Genomic DNA, 18,201 nt, shown 5'->3' on the forward strand with positions numbered 1-18,201 from the left:
AGGCGGCGCTATAGAAAGCGCTGCCCTGCGGGTCAACTGGCGCCGGACGGACCGGATTTCAAGGGCCCGGAACCGGGGCCGGGCCCTGTCGTTTCGGGACATGGGAGAGAGCCAAATGGAATTGCTGACGCCGCTCGACACCATCTGCCGCCTGATCCTGCGGGCGCGCGAGCTGGAAGCCCAGATCCCGGCCGAGGAGCCGGACGAGGATCCCGACGATGTCGACGATTTCGAGGAGGACGGCGAAGGCGGCGGCACCCTGTCCGTGCTCGAGGACGAGCTCAACGACGGCGTCGAGGAAGAGGTGCAGGCGACGCTCGAGGATCTGGCCGAGGACCAGCTGGCCGAGATCCTGGCGCTCGCCTGGGTCGGCCGCGGCACCTATGACGCAAGCGAATGGGACGAGGCCTTCGCCGAGGCGAGCGACCTGGGGCCGGACGAGCGGATCGACGAGCTGACCGACATGCCGCTGCTGGCGGGCTATCTGGACGCCGGCCTGGCCGCCTTCGACTATAGCTGCGACGGGATCGGCCAGGTCGACTGAGGCGAGACGTGGTGCGTGAGGCGTGGTCCGGCGCGGGCCGGACCGTTGGGAGATATGCCGAGACTTCTCGTCCAGCGGTCCGGCCTTCGCCGGACCACGACACCTTCAGTCGCGAAACCTAGCGGCGGAAGGGGTGCACCTTCAGCGGCTCCCAGGGGCCGTCCAGGTAAAGCCATGACGCCAGCGCCCTGAGCTGCAGCGGCCGCGGCTCGAAGGTGGCCCGGAGCTGCTGCTGCAGCGACCGGGCCTCGCGCGGGGAGACCTTGTTCTGGACGGTGACGTGCGGGCGCCAGGGCGCCGGGTCCTGCGGCATGAGCAGGCCGTGAAAAGCCTCGGCGAGCGTGTCGCGGATCGCCTCCAGCGCGGGGCTCTCGACGCGGAAGGCCGTCCCCTCCCCCAGGTCCATGATGCCGGCGATGGTGGCGGGCGGCGGCGGCGCGGCAGTGGCGGCGGCGAGGCGCGCGGCGAGCTCGCGCTCGAGGCTGGGCGGCAGCTGGTGGAACAGGGTGAGGTGGGCGGGCACCTGGTTGCGCTCGGCGGGATAGTGCGTGCGCCTCAGCAGCTGCAGCCAGCCGTCGTCGCCGGGGCCGAACAGAGCGGTGACGATGAGCGGCCCCCCGCCCATCAGCGCTTCAAATCTCGACCTGGCTGCCCAGCTCGACGACGCGGTTCGGGGGCAGGCTGAAGAATTCCATCGCGCTTTCCGCGTTGCGCAGCATCCAGGCGAAGAGCTTCTCGCGCCACACCCACATGCCCGGCTTGGGCCCGGCGATCAGGGTCTGGCGGGCGAGGAAGAAGCTCGTCTCCATCATCCTGATCTGCGGCCCGCAATTGTCGACGCGGGCGAGCGCGGCGGGCACGTTCGTCTCCTGCATGAAGCCGTAGCGGACGATCAGCCGGTAGAAGCCCTGGCCGAGCTCGTCCAGGTGGAAGGTCTTCTGCTCCTCGACATAGGGCACGTCCTCGATCTTCACGGTCAGCAGCAGCACCCGCTCGTGCAGCACCTTGTTGTGCTTGAGATTGTGCAGAAGGGCATGCGGGATGCCGTCCGAGGAGGTGGTCATGAAGACGGCGGTGCCGGGCACGCGCGTGGCGCTGGCGGCGGCGGACTTGATGAAGATCGAGGCCGGCATCGCCGCCTCGTTCATCCGCCTGATCATCAGCTGCCGGCCGCGCGCCCAGGTGGTGAGCAGGGTGAAGGCGAAGAAGCCGATCATCAGCGGGAACCAGCCGCCGTCGGGCACCTTGATCAGGTTCGCGGCGAAATAGGCGAGGTCGACGAGGAAGAAGATGGCGAGCACGGGCACGGCGAGCCAGGGCTTCCACTTCCAGAGCACGAACAGGACGACGGTGAGCAGGCAGGTGTCGATGAACATCGCGCCGGTGACGGCGATCCCATAGGCCGCGGCGAGGTTGGTCGAGGTCTTGAAGAACAGGACCAGCAGGATGACCATCACCATCAGGGCCCAGTTGACCACCGGGATGTAGATCTGGCCGGCGGCGCTGGCGCTGGTGTGCTGGATCCTGAGCCGCGGGATGAAGCCCAGGTGCATCGCCTGCTGGGTGACGGAGAAGGCGCCGGAGATCACCGCCTGGCTGGCGATGATCGTCGCCAAAGTGGCGAGGATGACGAGCGGCAGGCGCAGGCTTTCGGGCGCGAGGAAGAAGAAGGGATTGGTCAGCGCCTGCGAGACGGCGGGGCCGTCCAGCGCCAGCACCATCGCCCCCTGCCCCATATAGTTGAGCATCAGGGCCGGCATCACGAAGAACAGCCAGGAGATGCCGATCGGCCGCCGGCCGAAATGGCCCATGTCGGCATAGAGAGCCTCGGCGCCGGTGACGGCCAGCACCACCGAGCCCATCGCCACGAAGGCGCTCCAGCCGTCGGTCAGGAAGAAGTTGATCGCGTTGAGCGGGTTGACGGTGTGCAGGACGATCATCGGATTGTCGGCGATGTGCATGACGCCGAGCACCGAGATGGTGAGGAAGTAGAGGATCATGATCGGGCCGAACAGGGCGCCGACCTTGGCCGTGCCGCGCGACTGGATCGCGAACAGGCCGACGAGGATGCCGATGGCGATCGGGATGACATAGGGCTCGAAGCCTGTCTGCACGGTGTTCAGTCCCTCCACCGCCGAGAGGACGGAGATGGCAGGTGTGATCATCGAATCGCCGTAGAAGAGCGCGCAGGCGAAGACGCCGAGCAGCACGATCCCCGCCGTCCAGCGCCGCCGTTTCTCGCCCTCGGAGGACTTGCGGTTGATCAGGGCGAGCAAGGCGAGGCTCCCGCCCTCGCCCTTGTTGTCGGCACGCATGATGACGGTGACATATTTGATCGCCACCACGATCATCATCGACCAGAAGATCAGGCTGAGCACGCCGATGATCTCGAGGTCGCCGCCAGCGAGTTGGTGGTGGCCGTGGAAGGTCTCGCGGAAGGCGTAGATCGGGCTGGTGCCGATGTCGCCGAAGACGATGCCGATCGCGCCGACGGCGAGGCCGATCAGCCCCGATTGCGGATGATGATGCCCCGCCGGTCGGTCGGCGGGCAGCTCTGGGGCGGGGCTATCGCTCATCGGTCAGGAACGAACGTCCGACTTTCTATCGTTGCTGCCCCGCTATACAGAGCGGCGGGCGCATTAGCACCGGCATTTCGCCTTCGCAACGGCGACAAAGGGTAAGTGTCCCGCTATAGACGCGCCACTTTCATATGCAGGAGATCGAGCATGCGCGTCGGCGTGCCCAAGGAAATCAAGGTTCACGAATATCGGGTCGGCCTGGTCCCGGCCTCGGTCGCGGAGCTGACCGCTGCCGGCCACCAGGTCATCGTCGAGACCAATGCCGGCACGGGCATCGATTTCTCCGACCAGGATTATGTCAATGTCGGCGCCACGATCGCCCCCGATGCGGCGGCGGTTTTCGCCCAGTCGGACATGATCGTGAAGGTGAAGGAGCCGCAGGCGCAGGAGATCGCGCTGCTCGAGCCGCGCCATTTGCTCTTCACCTATCTCCACCTGGCCCCGGACCCCGACCAGACGCACGGCCTGATGAAATCGGGCGCGACCTGCATCGCCTATGAGACGGTGACCTCGGATTCGGGCGCGCTGCCGCTCCTGAAGCCGATGTCCGAAGTGGCCGGCCGGATGTCGATCCAGGTCGCCTCCCATTATCTGGAGAAGGAGCAGGGCGGCCGCGGCGAATTGCTCGGCGGCGTGCCCGGCGTGGCGCCGTGCAAGGTCGCGATCCTCGGCGGCGGCGTCGCCGGCATCAACGCCGCGCAGATGGCCACGGGCCAGCGCGCCGACGTCACCATCTACGACATCTCGAACGAGCGGCTGGCCGAGCTGGACATGCATTTCGGCAGCCAGATCAAGACCGCCTATGCCTCCAAGTCGGCGATCGCCGAGGCGATCAAGCGCAGTCAGGTGGTGATCGGCGCGGTGCTCGTGCCCGGCGCGGCGGCGCCCAAGCTCGTCACCCGCGACCAGCTCAAGACGATGATGCGCGGCTCGGTGCTCGTCGACATCGCGATCGACCAGGGTGGCTGCTTCGAGACCTCGAAGCCGACCACGCACAGCGATCCGGTCTACGAGATTGACGGCGTCATTCATTATTGCGTCGCGAACATGCCGGGCGCGGTCGCCCGCACCTCGGCCTTCGCGCTGAACAATGCGACCCTGCCCTTCGTGCTGAAGCTCGCCAACAAGGGTGCGGAGGCGGCGATGGCGGCGGACCGGCACCTCGCCGCCGGCCTCAACGTCTCGGGCGGCAAGATCCGGCACCAGGCCGTGGCCGAGGCGCTGGGCCTGCCTTTCGAGCCGGCCTAGCAAGAGGACCTGATTGCCGGCGCAGGCCGGGACCCGTGAACTTGGGCGATGACGGACCTGCGACGGCCGCTTCGCCCCTCATTCGAACCACGCTGTTCATGGGTCCCGGCTTTCGCCGGGATGACTAGTTGGAGCTGTTGCCCAGAATGACGGGCGCCGCCTGCTCGCCGCCCGCCGGCGGTGCTCCCGGCGGCGCCCCCTGCCCCGGCGCCGGCTGCGGCGGGGTGGCCGGGCGGACCGGGGTGCCCGTCTGGCGGGCCTCGCGGATCGCGGCCAGCCTTTCCTCGATCGCCGCGCGGTAGAGTGGATAATTGGGGCCGAGCCCCTGCAACAATTCGCGCCAGACCTGCTCGGCCTGGTCCCAATTGCCGCCGCGGGCGAGCGCGAGGCCGTAGACGAAGACCGGCGCCGGATGGTTGGGGGCGAGCCGGTAGGCGCGCTCGAAGGCGAGCTGCGAGGCCGGGCTCATCAGATTCTCGTTCGCCGCGACGAGCGCATAGGCATAGGCCGTCCAGAGCGCATAGTTGCGCGGATGATTGCGCACCGCCCCTTCCAGGGTCTGGGCGGAGCCGAGCAGATTGCCCTCGCGCCGGTCCGCATCCGCGCGCACCATCCAGGCATAGGCCCGGTCGAAGCGGCCGAGCAGCTCCGGATGGAGGATGGTGAAGTCGTCGTCCGGCAGCGCCTGCCGGGCCTGGGCGGTCTTCGGGCTGCCGGGCTGGTCCGGACGGCCCTGCCAGCTATAGCCCGCCAGCGCGAGCAGGAGCGCCGCGGCCAGGAATTGCAGCGCGCCCCTGTCCCTGCGCACGAACGGCCAGAGGCCGGCACCGATGGCCAAAGCGAGGAGGACGATCGTCACCCAGCCCATCAGCGTCTCGCCTTTCGCCGGAAGCGGCCGCGGGCGAGGAAGAAGCCGCCGACGAGCAGGATGAGCGGCAGGAGGTAGAGCGTGAGATTCTGCCAGCGGAAGGGCGGCTGCAGGCTGATCTGGTCGCCATAGCGGGCGATCAGCCATTGCCGGATCGATTCGGGCGCCTCGCCACCCTGGATGCGCTCGCGGATCAGCGAGCGCATGTCGCCGGCCATCTCGGCCGGGCTGTCGGCGATCGATTCACCCTGGCAGACGAGGCAGCGGATCGATTCCATCAGCGCCTTGGCCTGCCGTTCCTTGGCCGGATCGGGCAGCTGCACGTTCGCCCAGCGCGCCGGCGGCAGCAGCGAATCGGCGAGCGCCGGCGCGGCGAGGAACAGCGCCAGTGCGGCAAGCATGCGCCTCATCGCGACGCCTCTTCCCAGGCGGCCATGATCGCGGGCATGTCGCCGGCGTTGATCGGGCCGATATGCTGGTGGCGGATCACGCCGCGGCCGTCGACGATGAACGTCTCGGGCACGCCCGCCGAGCCGAGGTTCAGCTGGACGCGCCGGTCGACATCGGCGCCGATCGAGCGGAACGGATCGCCATAGGTGCCGAGAAAGCGGGTCAGGTCCTCCGGCCGGTCGCGCACGGCAATGCCGTCGATCGGGATGCCGCGGCGGGCCAGTTCCTCGAGCTGCGGCGCCTCCTGCCGGCAGGGAATGCACCAGCTGGCGAAGACGTTGATCAGGCGCGGCTGGCCGCGGCGGAGGTCGGCGCTGGAGAGGCCGGGCCGGCCCGGCATGGCCGGCGCCAGCGCGAATTCGGGCATGGGCTGGCCGATCAGGGCGGACGGGATCGTCTTCTGCTCCGGCTGGTCGAGCCCGATCGCGAAGACGATGAGAAAGATGGCGAAGCCGATCAGCGGCAGCCAGAGGATGAGGCGCAGCTTCTTCACGCAAAGGCCTCCCCGCGCTCCGGTGCGGCCGCCGCCTCGTCCGCCGACGGCGCCTTGCTGCGCCGGTCGCGCCTGAGCCGGCCGACGAGCGCCAGCAGGCCGCCCAAAGCGACGAGGAAACCGCCGAGCCAGATCAGCGTCACCAGCGGCTTCCACCAGAGCCGGAGCTGGCGCCGGCCGCCCTGGTTGTTGGGATCGGAGGGATCGCCGACGGCGACGTAGAGCTGGCCGTTCCAGAGGGTGCGGATCGCCGCCTCGCTGGTCGGCATGGGCGGGGTGCTGAACAGCCGCGCCTCGGGATACATGAAGAAGGGCGCGCCATCGCCGCGGCGGACCTCGAGCTCGGCCTGGAGCGCGGTGAAGTTCGCCCCGGTCACCGGCTGCACGCCATTATATTTGACCGTGAAGTCGGCGACGCGGACGGTCTGCCCCGGGGCTGCGGCCACGAGCGTCTCTTTCGTAAAGGCACTCTCGCTGGCCATGCCGGCGAGCGCGACGGCGATGCCGAGGTGGGCGACCACCATTCCCCAGGTGAACAGCGGCGTCCGCCTGAGGTTGCGGCCCATGAGCGGCAGCAGGCTGGCGACGCCGACGCCGACCGCAACGGCGAGCCCGAACATCGGCAGCGGCCGCGTGTCGGGCGCGAGCAGGACGATTGCCAGCAAGGTCGCGGCGCTGAGCAAGGCGGGAATGGCGATGCGGCCCGCGGTCTCACGCAGCCGGTCGCGGCGCCATTTCAGCATGGGGCCCAGCGCCATCAGCGCGACGAGGACGAGCGCGATCGGCCCGGTAAAGGCGTTGAAATAGGGCGCGCCGACCGAGACGTCGTAGCCGAGGGCCTGCGTGACCAGCGGGTAGAGCGTGCCGTAGAAGACGATGCCAAGCACGACGGACAGCAGGAGATTGTTGACCACCAGCGATGCCTCGCGGCTGACCAATTCGAAGGTCGAGCCCTCCTTCACGTGCCGGACGCGCAGCCCGAACAGGAGCAAGGCGCCGCCGATATAGAAAGCGAGCAGGACGAGGATGAAGACGCCGCGGCGCGGGTCGACGGCGAAGCTGTGCACGCTGGTGAGGATGCCCGAGCGGACCAGGAAGGTGCCGATCATGGACATGGAGAAGGCGACCACGGCGAGCATGATCGTCCAGGCCCTGAGCCCCGCCCGCGTCGCCAGCACGGTGACGCTGTGCAGCAGGGCGGTGGCGGCGAGCCAGGGCATGAGCGAGGCATTCTCGACCGGGTCCCAGAACCACCAGCCGCCCCAGCCCAGCTCATAATAGGCCCAGTAGGAACCGGCGGTGATGCCCAGCGTCAGGAAGATCCAGGCGGCCAGCACCCAGGGCCGCATGGCGCGGGCGAAAGCCGGTCCGACGTCGCGCGTGATGAGAGCGCCGACCGCGAAGGAGAAGGCGATCGAGATGCCGACATAGCCGAAATAGAGAGTCGGCGGGTGGAAGGCGAGGCCGGGGTCCTGCAGGAGCGGGTTGAGGCCATTGCCCTCGAGCGGGATCTGCCCGGGAAGCAGCCGCTCGAACGGGTTGGAGACGGCGAGGATATAGGCATAGAAGCCGAGCCCGATCGCCGCCTGCGCGACCAGGGTCGCGATCAGCGTGTCCTGCCTCAGCTTGCGCACGAACAGGGCGACGGCGGCGCCGGCGACCGCGAGCACGGTCACCCAGAGCAGCATCGAGCCTTCGTGATTTCCCCAGGCGCCGGCGAACTTGTAGAGCCAGGGCTTCAGAGAATGGCTGTTCTGCGCGACCAGTTTCACCGAGAGATCGGTCTGCAGGAACAGCCAGATCAGGCTGAGGAAGCAGAGCGCGACGAGGACGCCCTGCGCGACCGCGACGGGGCGCACGATGCGGAGCAAGCCTTCGCCGCCTGGGCGGAGCGCCGCCCAGCCGAGCACGAGCTGGAGCAGCGACATCGCCCCGGCGAGCCAGAGCAGGGCGAGGCCGGCCTCGGCGATCACCGGACGGCGTCCGTCTTGTGCATGCCGCGCTCGGTCAATTCCGGCGGCATGTAATTCTCATCATGCTTGGCGAGGATCTCGGTGGCGGTGAAGCTGCCGTCGGCCTGGAAGCGGCCGTCTGCGATGACGCCCCCGCCCTCGCGGAACAGCTCGGGCGTGATGCCGGTATAGCGCGCCTGGATGACGTGCGCGCTGTTGTCGCCGATCGTGAAGCGGATGCTGATTCCATCCGGCTGCCGCTCGATCCGGCGGACCATGCCGCCGACGCGGACGGCACGGTCGGTGGGCGGGCCGCCCTGCCTGGCAATGTCCTCGGGCGCGTAGAAGAAGCTCGCATTGCCCCTGAGCCCCCACATGGCGAGCAGGACGGCGCCGAGCACCGCGCCGATGGCGAGGAGCAGGAGGGTGAGGCGCTGGTGCTTCCGCTTCACGCCTCAGCCTTCCTCGCGGCTGCCCAGGGCCTCGGCGTCGCGCTCGGCCCGGCGCATCGCGCGCCACGACCAGAAGGTGACGGCGAGCGTGCCGAGGATCGCAATCGCGTAGGCGGCGATGATGAAGGGCCAGGGGTCCACCCTCATGACGCCATCCGCCTGAGCCGCGCCTCGACCTTGTTGCGGGCGAGCTCGGCCCGCATCCGCATCAGCACGACCGCGCCGAACAGCAGGGAGAAGCCGAGTGCGGAGACCAGCAAAGGCCAGAGCATCGAGGCGTCGATCGTCGAGGTGCGGCGGATGAAGGAAATGCTCTGCGGCTGGTGGAGCGTGTTCCACCAGACGACCGAATAATGGATGATCGGCAGGTTCACCGCGCCGACCAGGCCGAAGATGGCGGTGAGGCGCCCCTCCCCCGCTTTCTCCCGCTCGGCATTGGCCAGCGCGATATAGGCGAGAAACAGAAACAGAAGGACAAGCATCGACGTCATCCGCCCGTCCCATTCCCAATAGGTGCCCCAGGTCGGCTTGCCCCAGAGCGAGCCCGAGGCGAGGCAGATGGCGGTGAACAAAGCGCCGGGCACCGAGATGGCGCGCGCGGCGACGGCGGCGAGCGGATGCCGCCAGACCAGCTGGATCAGGCTCGCCACCGCGATCCCCGTCCAGCCGGCCATGGCCAGCCAGGCGGCCGGGACATGGACGTAGAGGATGCGCGCGCTCTCGCCCTGGAAGCGCTCGGCCGGCGCGACGAACAGGCCCCAGGCGAGCGCGCCCGCGATCATCGCCCCGCCGAGCCAGCCCAGCCAGGCTGTCAGGGGACGGGCGATTTTCAGGAAACGGGCCGGATTCGCGAAGAGGTGCATGGTCGGCGCCTTTGTTAGCGGAGGGTTTGGCGACGGGGAAGCTTGTGCTTATGGGGCCTGTGCCCATGGACGCCGCCTTCCCGCTGCAGCAGAACCGCCTGCTCGGCATCGGCCTGCGCGTCGGCGCGGCGACCAGCTTCGCCTTCATGGGCGCGGCGATCAAGTTGAGCGCCGACCATGGGGTCAGCCTGCCGGAGACGGCTTTCTACCGCTTTGCCTTCGGACTGCCGCCCTTGCTCGTCTGGATGGCGATGACCGGGAGTTTCGGCGCCTGGCGGACGCAGCGGCCGCTCGCCCATCTCTGGCGCGGGGCGATCGGGCTGTCGACCATGCTCGTCGCATTCAGCGCGGTCACCCTGCTGCCGCTGGCCGAGGCCTCGACTTTGAGCTTTATCGCGCCGCTCTTCTCGGTCGCCTTGTCGGCGCTGTTTCTCGGCGAGCAGGTCGGGCGCTATCGCTGGACGGCTGTGGCGGTCGGCTTGGTCGGGGTGCTGGTCGTCATGCGGCCGGGCGGGACTCATCTCGATCCGCTCGGGCTCGGCCTGGCCCTGCTCGCCGCCCTGGGCGTGGCGGGGGTCACGATCACCCTGCGGCAGATCGGCAAAACCGAGCGGATGCCAACCATCGTGCTCTGGTTCACCTGCTTCGCGATGCTGGTGACCGGGCTGTTCATGCCCTTTTACGGCCAGACGCACGATGCGGAGACTTGGGCAATCCTGATCGGGCTCGGCCTGTCCGGCGGGATCGGCCAGCTCTTCATGACCTCCTCTTTGCGCTTCGCCCCGGTACCGGTGGTGGTGCCGTTCGACTATTCGCAGCTGGTCTGGGCGGTCCTGCTCGGCTGGCTGCTCTGGGACACGCACCCGGCGGCGACCACCTGGCTCGGCGCGACGATCATCGTCGGCAGCGGTCTCTACACCCTCTATCGCGAACACAAGCTCGGCCGGGACCGCGCGAGGGAGCGCGCCGCGGAGCCGCTCTAGGCGCGGCCGATCAGGCGCTGCGCCATGGCGTCGGCGACCTCGGCGGCGTTGCGGCCGGTCGCCGCGCTCTCCTCCCAGATCGCCTCGAGCTTGCCGGGGATCGCCTCGATGCGGCCGCGGACCGTGTCCTGGTCGCCGTCCTTCAGATATTCGGTGGAGACGTTGATGATGCCGCCGGCATTGATGACATAATCTGGGGCGTAGAGGATGCCGCGGGCGTGGATGCGGTCGCCGTCCGCCGGCGTGGCGAGCTGGTTGTTGGCGCCGCCGGCGACGATCGGCACGTTCAGCGCCGCGATCGAGGCCTCGGTGAGGATTGCGCCGAGCGCATTGGGGCTGAGCAGGTCGGCCTCGAGGGTCATGATCTCGTCGACGGCGACGACGGTGCCGCCGGTCTCGGCGGCGAGCGCCTGGGCCTTGGCGCCGTCCACGTCGGCGATGCTGAGCCGGGCGCCCTCCGCGGCGGCGCGGCGCGCGAGGCCCGAGGCGACGCTGCCCGCGCCCTGGATGGCGATGTGCAGGCCGGCGAGATTGTCCCTGCCCAGCGCGCGCTTCACCGCCGCCTTGACGCCCAGGAAGACGCCGTAGCTGGTGTGCGGCCCGGGGTCGCCGCCGACCGCGCCGTCCGCGACCGGCAGGCCGGCGACGAACCTCGTCTCCTTCGACAGCGCGACCATGTCGGCGACGCTCATCCCGACATCCTCGGCGGTGACATAGTGGCCGCACAGGCCATCGACCGCTCTGGCGAAGGCGGCGAGCATCTCGGGGGTCTTGGTCCTGGCCTCGTCGGCGAGGATCACGGCCTTGCCGCCGCCGAGCGGCAGGCCCGCCATCGCATTCTTGTAGCTCATCCCGCGTGACAGGCGCAGCACGTCGGCGACCGCATCCTCGGGCTTCGCATAATGCCAGAAGCGGGTGCCGCCCGCGCCCGGGCCGAGATGGGTGGAATGCACCCCGATGACCGCTTTCAGGCCGGTCGCCCGGTCGGTAACAAAATGCACGAGCTCATGCTCGTCGAAATCCGGGAGATTCCAGAGCGAAGTCATCAGGTTTCTGTCCTAAGGCTTTGTAATGATGGGGCGATCGACGGGACTTGAACCCGCGACCCTCGGTACCACAAACCGATGCTCTAACCAGCTGAGCTACGATCGCCACGCAGATAGGTGCGCGCACATAGGGGCGCGGACCCCATAGCGTCAAGGACTGCCGCGCCCGTCCCGGAGCGGATCGGGACCGGTGCTTATCTGGAGAAGAAGGCGTCGGTGCGGGCCGGCTGCAGGCGCGCCCTGACGCGCATCATCTCGGCCAGCTGGAGGTGGAGCCGGCGCGTCGCATCGTCCGGCGCCGAGGCCGCGGCGCGGAATTCGTCTTCGGCGCGGCGGGCATAATAAGACCGGTCGTCTTCCATGAGTCCCTCCCCTCAGGCCCTGGCACCGGCCTGTGACAATCCGGGGAACGATTCAGGACTCGCGTTTAATCCACGCGGCGACCAGTTCCGGATCCGCGCCGGACAGCGAGACCAGCTTCAGGCGGCCTGTCTCGCCGGAGATGATCCGGATTTTGGACTTCGGCATTTGCAGGCCGGACGCCAGGAAGCCGAGCAGGGCCTTGTTGGCGGCGCCGTCCACGGGCGGGGCGGCCAGGCGGACCGCCAGCGCCGGATGCCCGTCGACCTCGACGGTCCCGGCGAGTGCCGTCTGCTTCGCCCGCGGCGTGACCCGGATGCGGAGGCGGGCGCCCCCTTCCCCGTCAGCGCTGACCGGCATCGAGCCAGCGCGCCGCCTCGGCGGGCGTGCGCTTGTCGGCGTCGCGGTCGACCATCAGATTGGCCTGGCGCATCCGCTCCACGCTGATGGCGCCGATGAGCGGGCGCAGCGCCTCGACGAAGCGGCGGTCCCCCGCCCGGGTCGCGGTGACCAGCAGCACCGCGTCATAGCTGGGAAGCGCGCGGCGCGGGTCGGCGAGCGTGACGAGATCGAGCGCGGCGATGCGCCCGTCCGAGGAGAAAGCGGTGATCACGTCGGCCGAGCCGTCGGCGATGGCGCGGTACATGAAGGTCGGGCTATAGGAGCGCTGGCCGGCGAAGTTGAGCCCATAGCGCCCCTGCACGGCGCGCCATTCGGGCCGGGTCAGGAATTCGAGGTCGGCGCCGAGCTGGAGCTGCGGCGCGGCGCGGGCGAGATCGGCGAGGCTGCGGACGCCGAGCGCTTCGGCGCGCTGGCCGCGCATGGCGAGCGCATAGGCATTCTCGAAGCCCAAAGTGCCCATGAGGAGCACGCCGTCGCGGCGATGCAATTCGCCCGTCAGCGTCGTCAGCATCGCCTCGGGCGCGGGCGTGTCGGTGCGCTGGAGGATATTGGCCCAGAGCGTGCCCGAATAATCGACATAGACGTCGATATCCCCGGCCGCGAGCGCCTGGTAGGCGACGGTGGAGCCGAGATTGTCGCGCCGCTCGGTACGGTACCCGGCCGCCTGCAGCCGCCGCTCGATGACGCTGGCGAGGATATATTGCTCGGAGAAATTCTTGGCGCCGATCAGCACGGTTTCGCCGCGGCTGGTCGCTCCGACTGAAAGCGGCAGGAAGGCCAGAAGGAGGGCGGCCACGAGCGCGCCCAGGCCGAGCCGGACCCGCCAGCGGGAGCGGTGGCGGAGGCCGGCCTCGACCAGGGCGAGGAGGCCATCGACGATCAGCGCCAGCGCGGCAGCGGCGGCGCAGCCGGCGAGCACGCGGACCCAGTTCTCGGTCTGCAGGCCGGAGAAGATGAGGTCGCCGAGGCTGGGCTGGCCGACCGTGGTGGCGAGGGTCGCCGCGCCGATCGTCCAGACCGCGGCGGTACGGATGCCGGCGAGGATCACCGGCGCACCCAGCGGCAGCTCGACCATGGTCAGGCGCTGGCGCCCGGTCATGCCGAGCCCGTCCGCCGCCTCGAGCACGGCCGGATCCACGCCCTGCAGCGCGGCGACGCCGTTCCTGAGGATCGGCAGCAAGGCGTAGAGGCTGAGCGCGATCAGGGCCGGCAGGAAGCCGAGCGCGGGAATGGCGAGTCCGGTTGCCTGGCCGAGGATCAGCAGCGCCGGATAGAAGAGCGCCAGCAGCGCAAGCGCCGGGACGGTCTGCACCAGGCCGGCAAAGGCCAGCAGAGGCGTCCGCACGGCGCGGCGGCGCGCGCCGAGGATGGCGAGCGGCAGGCCGACGAGCACGCCGATCGCCACCGCCGAGCCGCTGAGCAGCAAATGGGCGCGGACCAGGGCCGGCAGCTCCGCCAGGGCCTCGGCGAGGGCCGGGCTCACAGGGAGGCCAGCCTTTCCGCCTGCCGGCGCGGCACGTCGATCATCGCCTTCACGTCCGGATCGTCATGGGCAAGCAAGTCGGCGGCGGTCCCGTCGGCGCGGATGCGGCCGTCGATCAGCACGACGATCCGGTCGGCCAGCAGCAGGGCCTCGGCGATGTCGTGCGTCACCATGAGGGTGGTGAGGCCGAGCCGGTCGTGGAGGTTGCGATAGGCGCGGCCGAGCGAATCGCGGGTCACCGGATCGAGCGCGCCGAACGGCTCGTCCATCAGCATCAGCTTCGGCCCGGCCGCCAGCGCCCGCGCGAAGCCGACGCGCTGCGCCTGCCCGCCCGACAGCTCGCGCGGATAGCGGGAGGCCATCTCCGCCGGCAGCGCGACCAGCTCGAGCAGCTCCGCCGTCCGGTCGGTGCGGTTGTCCCCCATCAGCTTCGGCACGATCCCGATATTCTCAGCCACGCTCATATGCGGGAACAGGCCGATCGACTGGATCACATAGCCGATGCCGTGGCGAAGCTCCGCCAGCGGCGCCGCGCGAACGTCGCGGCCTTCCAGCGTGATCGTCCCCTCGTCGGGCTCGACGAGCCGGTTGATCGACTTGAGCAGGGTCGTCTTGCCCGAGCCGGACGGGCCGACCAGGGCGACAAACTGCCCCGCCGCGACCGAAAGGCTCACGTCGTCGAGCGCGGCGCGGGCGCCATGGCGCTTCGTGAGCCCGGCGATCCCGAGCATCGTCATGAGGAAGGAGGCGTGGTGGGCGCGGTAGGGATTGAACCTACGACCCCACCCGTGTGAAGGGTGTGCTCTACCACTGAGCTACGCGCCCACGCCTGAGCGGAAGCGGCCCATAACCGCCGCCAGATTTCCTGTCCAGCCCGCCACACTCGTCATTGCGGGCATCGCGAAGCAATCCAGATGAGCACCGCCGCTATGGGTTGCCGCGTCGCTGCACTCCTCGCAATGACGGGCTCGAAGGTCAGCCGTTGACCGAATCCTTCAGCCCCTTGCCCGCCTTGAATTTCGGCTGGGTGGATTCCTTGATCTGCATCGGCTCGCCGGTGCGCGGGTTGCGGCCCGTCGAGGCCTTGCGGCGCGAGCAGGAGAAGGTGCCGAAGCCGACGAGGCGGACCTCGTCGCCGCGCTTCAGCGCATTGCTGATCACATCGAACACCGACTCGACAGCACGCGATGCCTCGGCTCGGCCGAGACCCGTCGCTTCCGCGACCTGCACGATGAGATCCTGCTTGTTCATCTCTCCCTCACCCCTGCGCTAGAGACTCGTGGGGGCCTGACCCACGAAGCGGCGATTAAATGCCTACGGCGCGTCAGGAGTCAAAAGGAAAGAGGCGTGTTTCCCTTAGGAAACCGCCCCTTTCCGGGCCGCTCGTCAGTGGCGGACCGAGGGCGGCGTGCCGTCGTCGCCGGCGGCGGCGATCTCGGCGGGCGGCAGGGCCGCCAGCTCGTCGGCCTCCGTCCATTCGATCGGCACGACCGGCGTGGCCAAGGCCTGGGCGAGCACCTCGTCGACATGGCTCACCGGCACGATCTCCAGCCCCTCGCGGATATTGGCAGGAATCTCGGCCAGATCCTTCTCATTCTCCGCCGGGATCAGCACCTTGACGATGCCGCCGCGCAGCGCCGCGAGCAGTTTCTCCTTGAGGCCGCCGATCGGCAGCACCCGGCCCCGCAGCGTGACCTCGCCGGTCATGGCGACGTCGCGGCGGACCGGGATGCCCGACAGAGTGGAGATGATCGCGGTGACCATGCCAATGCCCGCGGACGGCCCGTCCTTGGGGACGGCGCCCTCGGGCAGGTGGACGTGGATGTCCTTGCGGCTGAACAGGTTCGGCTTGACCCCGTAAGACGGCGCGCGCGCCTTCACGAAGGAGAAGGCGGCCTGCACCGATTCCTGCATGACCTCGCCGAGCTTGCCGGTGGTCTTGATCACGCCCTTGCCTGGCACGGTGACCGCCTCGATGGTCAGCAGCTCGCCGCCCACCTCGGTCCAGGCGAGGCCGGTGACCGCGCCGATCTGGTCCTCCTCCTCGCTCATCCCGTGGCGGAAGCGGCGGACGCCGACGAAATCGCCGAGATTGTCGGGCGTGACGGTGACGCTCTCCGCTTTCCCTTCCAGGATCTGGCGCAGCGCCTTGCGGGCGACCTTGGCGATCTCCCGCTCCAGCGTGCGGACGCCGGCCTCGCGCGTATAATAGCGGATCAGGGCGCGCAGCCCGTCCTCGGTCAGGCTGAACTCGCCTTCCTTCAGGCCGTGCGATTCGATCTGCTTCGAGATCAGATGCTGCTGGGCGATCTCGACCTTCTCGTCCTCGGTATAGCCTTCGAGCCGGATGATCTCCATGCGGTCGAGCAAGGGCTGCGGCAGACTCAGCGAGTTGGCGGTGGTGACGAACATCACGTCCGACAGGTCGTAGTCGATCTCCAGATAATGGTCCTGGAACTTGTTGTTCTGCTCCGGATCCAGCACCTCCAGCAAAGCCGAGGCCGGATCGCCGCGGAAATCCTGGCCGAGCTTGTCGATCTCGTCGAGCAGGAAGAGCGGGTTGGACGACCCGGCCTTCTTGAGGTTGGTCATGATCTTGCCGGGCAGCGAGCCGATATAGGTCCGCCGGTGGCCGCGGATCTCGGCCTCGTCGCGCACCCCGCCCAGCGACTGGCGCACGAACTCGCGGCCGGTGGCGCGGGCGATCGAGCGGCCGAGCGAGGTCTTGCCGACGCCGGGCGGGCCGACCAGGCAGAGAATCGGGCCCTTCAGCTTGTTGGTGCGGGCCTGGACGGCGAGATATTCGACGATCCGGTCCTTCACCTTCTCGAGGCCATAATGGTCCTCGTCGAGGATCCGCTGCGCCTCGGCGATATCGTGCTTCAGCTTCGACTTCTTGCCCCAGGGCAGGCCGAGCAGCACGTCCAGATAATTGCGGCTGACGGTCGCCTCGGCCGACATGGGCGCCATGCCGCGCAGCTTCTTCAGCTCCTGATTGGCCTTGCCGCGCGCTTCCTTGCTGAGCTTGGTGCGCTCGATCTTGCGGGCCAGCTCGGCGAGCTCGTCGCCGCCGCCTTCCTCGCCCTCATTGCCGAGCTCGCGCTGGATCGCCTTGAGCTGCTCGTTCAGATAATATTCGCGCTGGGTCTTCTCCATCTGCCGCTTCACACGGCTGCGGATCTTCTTCTCGACCTGCATCACGCCGAGTTCGCCCTCCATGAAGGCGAAGGCCATTTCGAGGCGGCGGACGGGGTCGAGCTCGGCGAGCAGGGCCTGCTTGTCCGAGACCTTGATGTTGACGTTGGCCGCAACCGCGTCGGCGAGCTTGGAAGGCTCCTCGATCTGGCCGAGCTGGACCGCGGTCTCAGCCGGGAGCTTGCGGTTGACCTTGGAATAATTCTCGAACTGCTCGATCACCGAGCGGACCAGGGCTTTCACCTCGACGCCCTCGGGCTCCTCGGTCTCTACCGTGTCGATCTCGGCAGTGAGGTGGCCGGCGTCGGAATGCAGGGTGCGCAAGGTGGCGCGGTGCTTGCCCTCGACGAGCACGCGCACGGTGCCGTCGGGCAGCTTCAGCAGCTGCAGGACGGTGGCGACGACGCCCAGATCGTAGAGCGCCTCGCGGTCGGGATCGTCCTCGGCGGGATCGAGCTGGGAGACGAGGAAGATGCTCTTGTCCGCGGCCATGGCGGATTCCAGCGCGGCGACGCTTTTGTCGCGGCCGACGAAGAGCGGCACGATCATGTGCGGGAAGACGACGATGTCGCGCAGGGGCAGAACGGGATAGGTGGTGCTCATTCAGACTCCAGAGCCCGCCGGTGGGGCGGGCATTCCAACTCCATATGGGGCCAAAGCCCCTACGCATCAATGAAAGGGTCGTTCAGAATCTCTTCAGCCTTGCTGTGCGATTGACCCCGATACGGGTGGAGACTAGAAAATTTCTGCTTCCAGATAGGGAGTTTGCCTCCATGTACCGTGCCTTTCTCTTTGCCGCCCCGCTCCTGCTGATTCCGGTCTCGCTGCCCTCGACGCCCGTCGACGGCGCGGCGCTTGCCCAGTCCCGCGACGGCCAGACCTGCCAGCGCAACGAGGGCCGCCGCCAGGCCGGCTCCGCGCTCGGCGGGATCGGGCGCTCGATTCTCGGCCGCATCGGCGGCGGCCGGGCCGCCAACATCGTCGCGCCGATGAGCTCGATGCTCGGCGACGCGATCATGAACATGCTCGACTGCCGCGAGCAGGAAAAGGCCGCGGAGGCGACCGAGACTGCGGTGCGCGGCGGCAATGTCGGCGACAGCGCCTCCTGGCAGAGCGAGACTCGGCCGGGCGTTACCGGCACGTCGACGGTCACCGCGGTCGACCGCAGCGGCGGCGACGACTGCATGACCGTGTCCGATGTCGTCATCGTCGACGGCCAGGAGACGCAGGCCTCGAAGCGCATGTGCCGCCGGCCTCCGACCAACCGCTACGTCCGGGTCTGA

At 68.7% G+C, this 18,201-nt stretch carries 20 protein-coding genes and 2 tRNA genes; 4 read left to right on the plus strand and 18 right to left on the minus strand.

The window, feature by feature from the left end:
* The first annotated feature begins 115 nt into the window (after positions 1–115).
* Positions 116–544 carry a DUF3775 domain-containing protein gene (locus tag VEC11_RS03745; protein ID WP_464129191.1) on the plus strand — a complete coding sequence of 143 codons (429 nt, stop codon included), beginning with the start codon at positions 116–118 and terminating at the stop codon, positions 542–544.
* Between the two features lie 118 nt (positions 545–662).
* Here VEC11_RS03745 and VEC11_RS03750 read toward each other — a convergent pair whose 3' ends face one another.
* Positions 663–1,169 (minus strand): 2'-5' RNA ligase family protein, encoded by a 507-nt coding sequence (locus VEC11_RS03750; protein WP_464129192.1) that lies wholly within the window; start codon positions 1,167–1,169, stop codon positions 663–665.
* Positions 1,170–1,176: 7 nt separating this feature from the next.
* A complete protein-coding gene (locus tag VEC11_RS03755; protein WP_464129194.1) occupies positions 1,177–3,120 on the minus strand; it encodes a potassium transporter Kup in 1,944 nt (647 codons plus the stop codon).
* A gap of 150 nt (positions 3,121–3,270) precedes the next feature.
* Here VEC11_RS03755 and ald point away from each other — a divergent pair, with 150 nt between their 5' ends.
* Complete coding sequence (gene ald, locus VEC11_RS03760; RefSeq protein ID WP_464129195.1) at positions 3,271–4,371, plus strand: alanine dehydrogenase; 1,101 nt, start codon at positions 3,271–3,273, stop codon at positions 4,369–4,371.
* Between the two features lie 124 nt (positions 4,372–4,495).
* Here the strand turns inward: ald and VEC11_RS03765 are convergent, their stop codons facing one another.
* The 7 genes from VEC11_RS03765 to ccmC are packed head-to-tail and all read right to left on the minus strand — an operon-like array spanning position 4,496 to position 9,449.
* Entirely contained in the window at positions 4,496–5,239 is a 744-nt protein-coding gene (locus VEC11_RS03765) for a tetratricopeptide repeat protein (protein WP_464129196.1), read from the minus strand.
* Positions 5,239–5,649: a cytochrome c-type biogenesis protein gene (locus VEC11_RS03770; protein ID WP_464129198.1), complete on the minus strand. Its 411-nt coding sequence runs from the start codon at positions 5,647–5,649 to the stop codon at positions 5,239–5,241. Before VEC11_RS03770 ends, VEC11_RS03765 begins: the two co-directional genes overlap by 1 nt.
* Positions 5,646–6,182: a DsbE family thiol:disulfide interchange protein gene (locus tag VEC11_RS03775; protein WP_464129199.1), complete on the minus strand. Its 537-nt coding sequence runs from the start codon at positions 6,180–6,182 to the stop codon at positions 5,646–5,648. The genes VEC11_RS03770 and VEC11_RS03775 overlap by 4 nt, the downstream gene beginning before the upstream one ends.
* Positions 6,179–8,155, minus strand: coding sequence for a heme lyase CcmF/NrfE family subunit (locus tag VEC11_RS03780; RefSeq protein ID WP_464129201.1), 1,977 nt, complete (start codon positions 8,153–8,155; stop codon positions 6,179–6,181). Before VEC11_RS03780 ends, VEC11_RS03775 begins: the two co-directional genes overlap by 4 nt.
* On the minus strand, positions 8,152–8,586 hold the full coding sequence (gene ccmE, locus VEC11_RS03785) for a cytochrome c maturation protein CcmE (protein ID WP_464129202.1): 435 nt from the start codon (positions 8,584–8,586) through the stop codon (positions 8,152–8,154). Before ccmE ends, VEC11_RS03780 begins: the two co-directional genes overlap by 4 nt.
* Positions 8,587–8,589: 3 nt before the next feature.
* Positions 8,590–8,733, minus strand: coding sequence for a hypothetical protein (locus VEC11_RS03790; RefSeq protein WP_464129204.1), 144 nt, complete (start codon positions 8,731–8,733; stop codon positions 8,590–8,592).
* Positions 8,730–9,449: a heme ABC transporter permease CcmC gene (gene ccmC, locus VEC11_RS03795; protein ID WP_464129205.1), complete on the minus strand. Its 720-nt coding sequence runs from the start codon at positions 9,447–9,449 to the stop codon at positions 8,730–8,732. Before ccmC ends, VEC11_RS03790 begins: the two co-directional genes overlap by 4 nt.
* A gap of 65 nt (positions 9,450–9,514) precedes the next feature.
* Here ccmC and VEC11_RS03800 point away from each other — a divergent pair, with 65 nt between their 5' ends.
* Positions 9,515–10,432 carry a DMT family transporter gene (locus VEC11_RS03800; protein WP_464129207.1) on the plus strand — a complete coding sequence of 306 codons (918 nt, stop codon included), beginning with the start codon at positions 9,515–9,517 and terminating at the stop codon, positions 10,430–10,432.
* Here the strand turns inward: VEC11_RS03800 and VEC11_RS03805 are convergent.
* From VEC11_RS03805 to lon, 9 genes are all read right to left on the minus strand, one after another.
* Positions 10,429–11,478: a Glu/Leu/Phe/Val family dehydrogenase gene (locus tag VEC11_RS03805; RefSeq protein WP_464129208.1), complete on the minus strand. Its 1,050-nt coding sequence runs from the start codon at positions 11,476–11,478 to the stop codon at positions 10,429–10,431. The two genes, VEC11_RS03800 and VEC11_RS03805, sit on opposite strands and share 4 nt — an antisense overlap.
* Positions 11,479–11,507: 29 nt before the next feature.
* A tRNA-His gene (locus VEC11_RS03810) sits at positions 11,508–11,584 on the minus strand.
* A gap of 88 nt (positions 11,585–11,672) precedes the next feature.
* Complete coding sequence (locus VEC11_RS03815) at positions 11,673–11,840, minus strand: hypothetical protein (protein WP_464129210.1); 168 nt, start codon at positions 11,838–11,840, stop codon at positions 11,673–11,675.
* Between the two features lie 52 nt (positions 11,841–11,892).
* A complete protein-coding gene (locus VEC11_RS03820) occupies positions 11,893–12,198 on the minus strand; it encodes a DUF167 domain-containing protein (RefSeq protein WP_464129211.1) in 306 nt (101 codons plus the stop codon).
* Positions 12,182–13,723, minus strand: a complete 1,542-nt coding sequence (locus VEC11_RS03825; RefSeq protein ID WP_464129213.1) for an ABC transporter permease/substrate-binding protein — start codon at positions 13,721–13,723, stop codon at positions 12,182–12,184. Before VEC11_RS03825 ends, VEC11_RS03820 begins: the two co-directional genes overlap by 17 nt.
* Positions 13,720–14,454, minus strand: coding sequence for an ATP-binding cassette domain-containing protein (locus VEC11_RS03830; protein ID WP_464129696.1), 735 nt, complete (start codon positions 14,452–14,454; stop codon positions 13,720–13,722). Before VEC11_RS03830 ends, VEC11_RS03825 begins: the two co-directional genes overlap by 4 nt.
* A gap of 19 nt (positions 14,455–14,473) precedes the next feature.
* Positions 14,474–14,548: transfer RNA gene (locus VEC11_RS03835), tRNA-Val, on the minus strand.
* A 150-nt stretch (positions 14,549–14,698) separates the two neighbouring features.
* Entirely contained in the window at positions 14,699–14,974 is a 276-nt protein-coding gene (locus VEC11_RS03840) for an HU family DNA-binding protein (RefSeq protein ID WP_464129214.1), read from the minus strand.
* Positions 14,975–15,109: 135 nt separating this feature from the next.
* On the minus strand, positions 15,110–17,521 hold the full coding sequence (lon, locus tag VEC11_RS03845) for an endopeptidase La (protein WP_464129215.1): 2,412 nt from the start codon (positions 17,519–17,521) through the stop codon (positions 15,110–15,112).
* 170 nt (positions 17,522–17,691) lie between these two features.
* On the opposite strand from lon, the gene VEC11_RS03850 reads away from it, so the two are divergent.
* On the plus strand, positions 17,692–18,201 hold the full coding sequence (locus tag VEC11_RS03850) for a hypothetical protein (protein WP_464129217.1): 510 nt from the start codon (positions 17,692–17,694) through the stop codon (positions 18,199–18,201).

The organism is Allosphingosinicella sp. (assembly GCF_035626655.1).
GTDB lineage: Bacteria > Pseudomonadota > Alphaproteobacteria > Sphingomonadales > Sphingomonadaceae > Allosphingosinicella.

Excerpts from the sequence above, each read along its gene's own strand:
- VEC11_RS03830 (WP_464129696.1), bottom strand. The coding sequence starts at position 14,454 with ATGCTCGGGATCGCCGGGCTCACGAAGCGCCATGGCGCCCGCGCCGCG.
- ald (WP_464129195.1), top strand. The coding sequence starts at position 3,271 with ATGCGCGTCGGCGTGCCCAAGGAAATCAAGGTTCACGAATATCGGGTC.
- VEC11_RS03840 (WP_464129214.1), bottom strand. The coding sequence starts at position 14,974 with ATGAACAAGCAGGATCTCATCGTGCAGGTCGCGGAAGCGACGGGTCTC.
- VEC11_RS03755 (WP_464129194.1), bottom strand. The coding sequence starts at position 3,120 with ATGAGCGATAGCCCCGCCCCAGAGCTGCCCGCCGACCGACCGGCGGGG.
- ccmC (WP_464129205.1), bottom strand. The coding sequence starts at position 9,449 with ATGCACCTCTTCGCGAATCCGGCCCGTTTCCTGAAAATCGCCCGTCCC.
- VEC11_RS03820 (WP_464129211.1), bottom strand. The coding sequence starts at position 12,198 with ATGCCGGTCAGCGCTGACGGGGAAGGGGGCGCCCGCCTCCGCATCCGG.
- VEC11_RS03745 (WP_464129191.1), top strand. The coding sequence starts at position 116 with ATGGAATTGCTGACGCCGCTCGACACCATCTGCCGCCTGATCCTGCGG.
- VEC11_RS03750 (WP_464129192.1), bottom strand. The coding sequence starts at position 1,169 with ATGGGCGGGGGGCCGCTCATCGTCACCGCTCTGTTCGGCCCCGGCGAC.
- VEC11_RS03790 (WP_464129204.1), bottom strand. The coding sequence starts at position 8,733 with ATGAGGGTGGACCCCTGGCCCTTCATCATCGCCGCCTACGCGATTGCG.
- VEC11_RS03850 (WP_464129217.1), top strand. The coding sequence starts at position 17,692 with ATGTACCGTGCCTTTCTCTTTGCCGCCCCGCTCCTGCTGATTCCGGTC.
- lon (WP_464129215.1), bottom strand. The coding sequence starts at position 17,521 with ATGAGCACCACCTATCCCGTTCTGCCCCTGCGCGACATCGTCGTCTTC.
- VEC11_RS03770 (WP_464129198.1), bottom strand. The coding sequence starts at position 5,649 with ATGAGGCGCATGCTTGCCGCACTGGCGCTGTTCCTCGCCGCGCCGGCG.
- VEC11_RS03815 (WP_464129210.1), bottom strand. The coding sequence starts at position 11,840 with ATGGAAGACGACCGGTCTTATTATGCCCGCCGCGCCGAAGACGAATTC.
- VEC11_RS03765 (WP_464129196.1), bottom strand. The coding sequence starts at position 5,239 with ATGGGCTGGGTGACGATCGTCCTCCTCGCTTTGGCCATCGGTGCCGGC.
- VEC11_RS03800 (WP_464129207.1), top strand. The coding sequence starts at position 9,515 with ATGGACGCCGCCTTCCCGCTGCAGCAGAACCGCCTGCTCGGCATCGGC.
- VEC11_RS03805 (WP_464129208.1), bottom strand. The coding sequence starts at position 11,478 with ATGACTTCGCTCTGGAATCTCCCGGATTTCGACGAGCATGAGCTCGTG.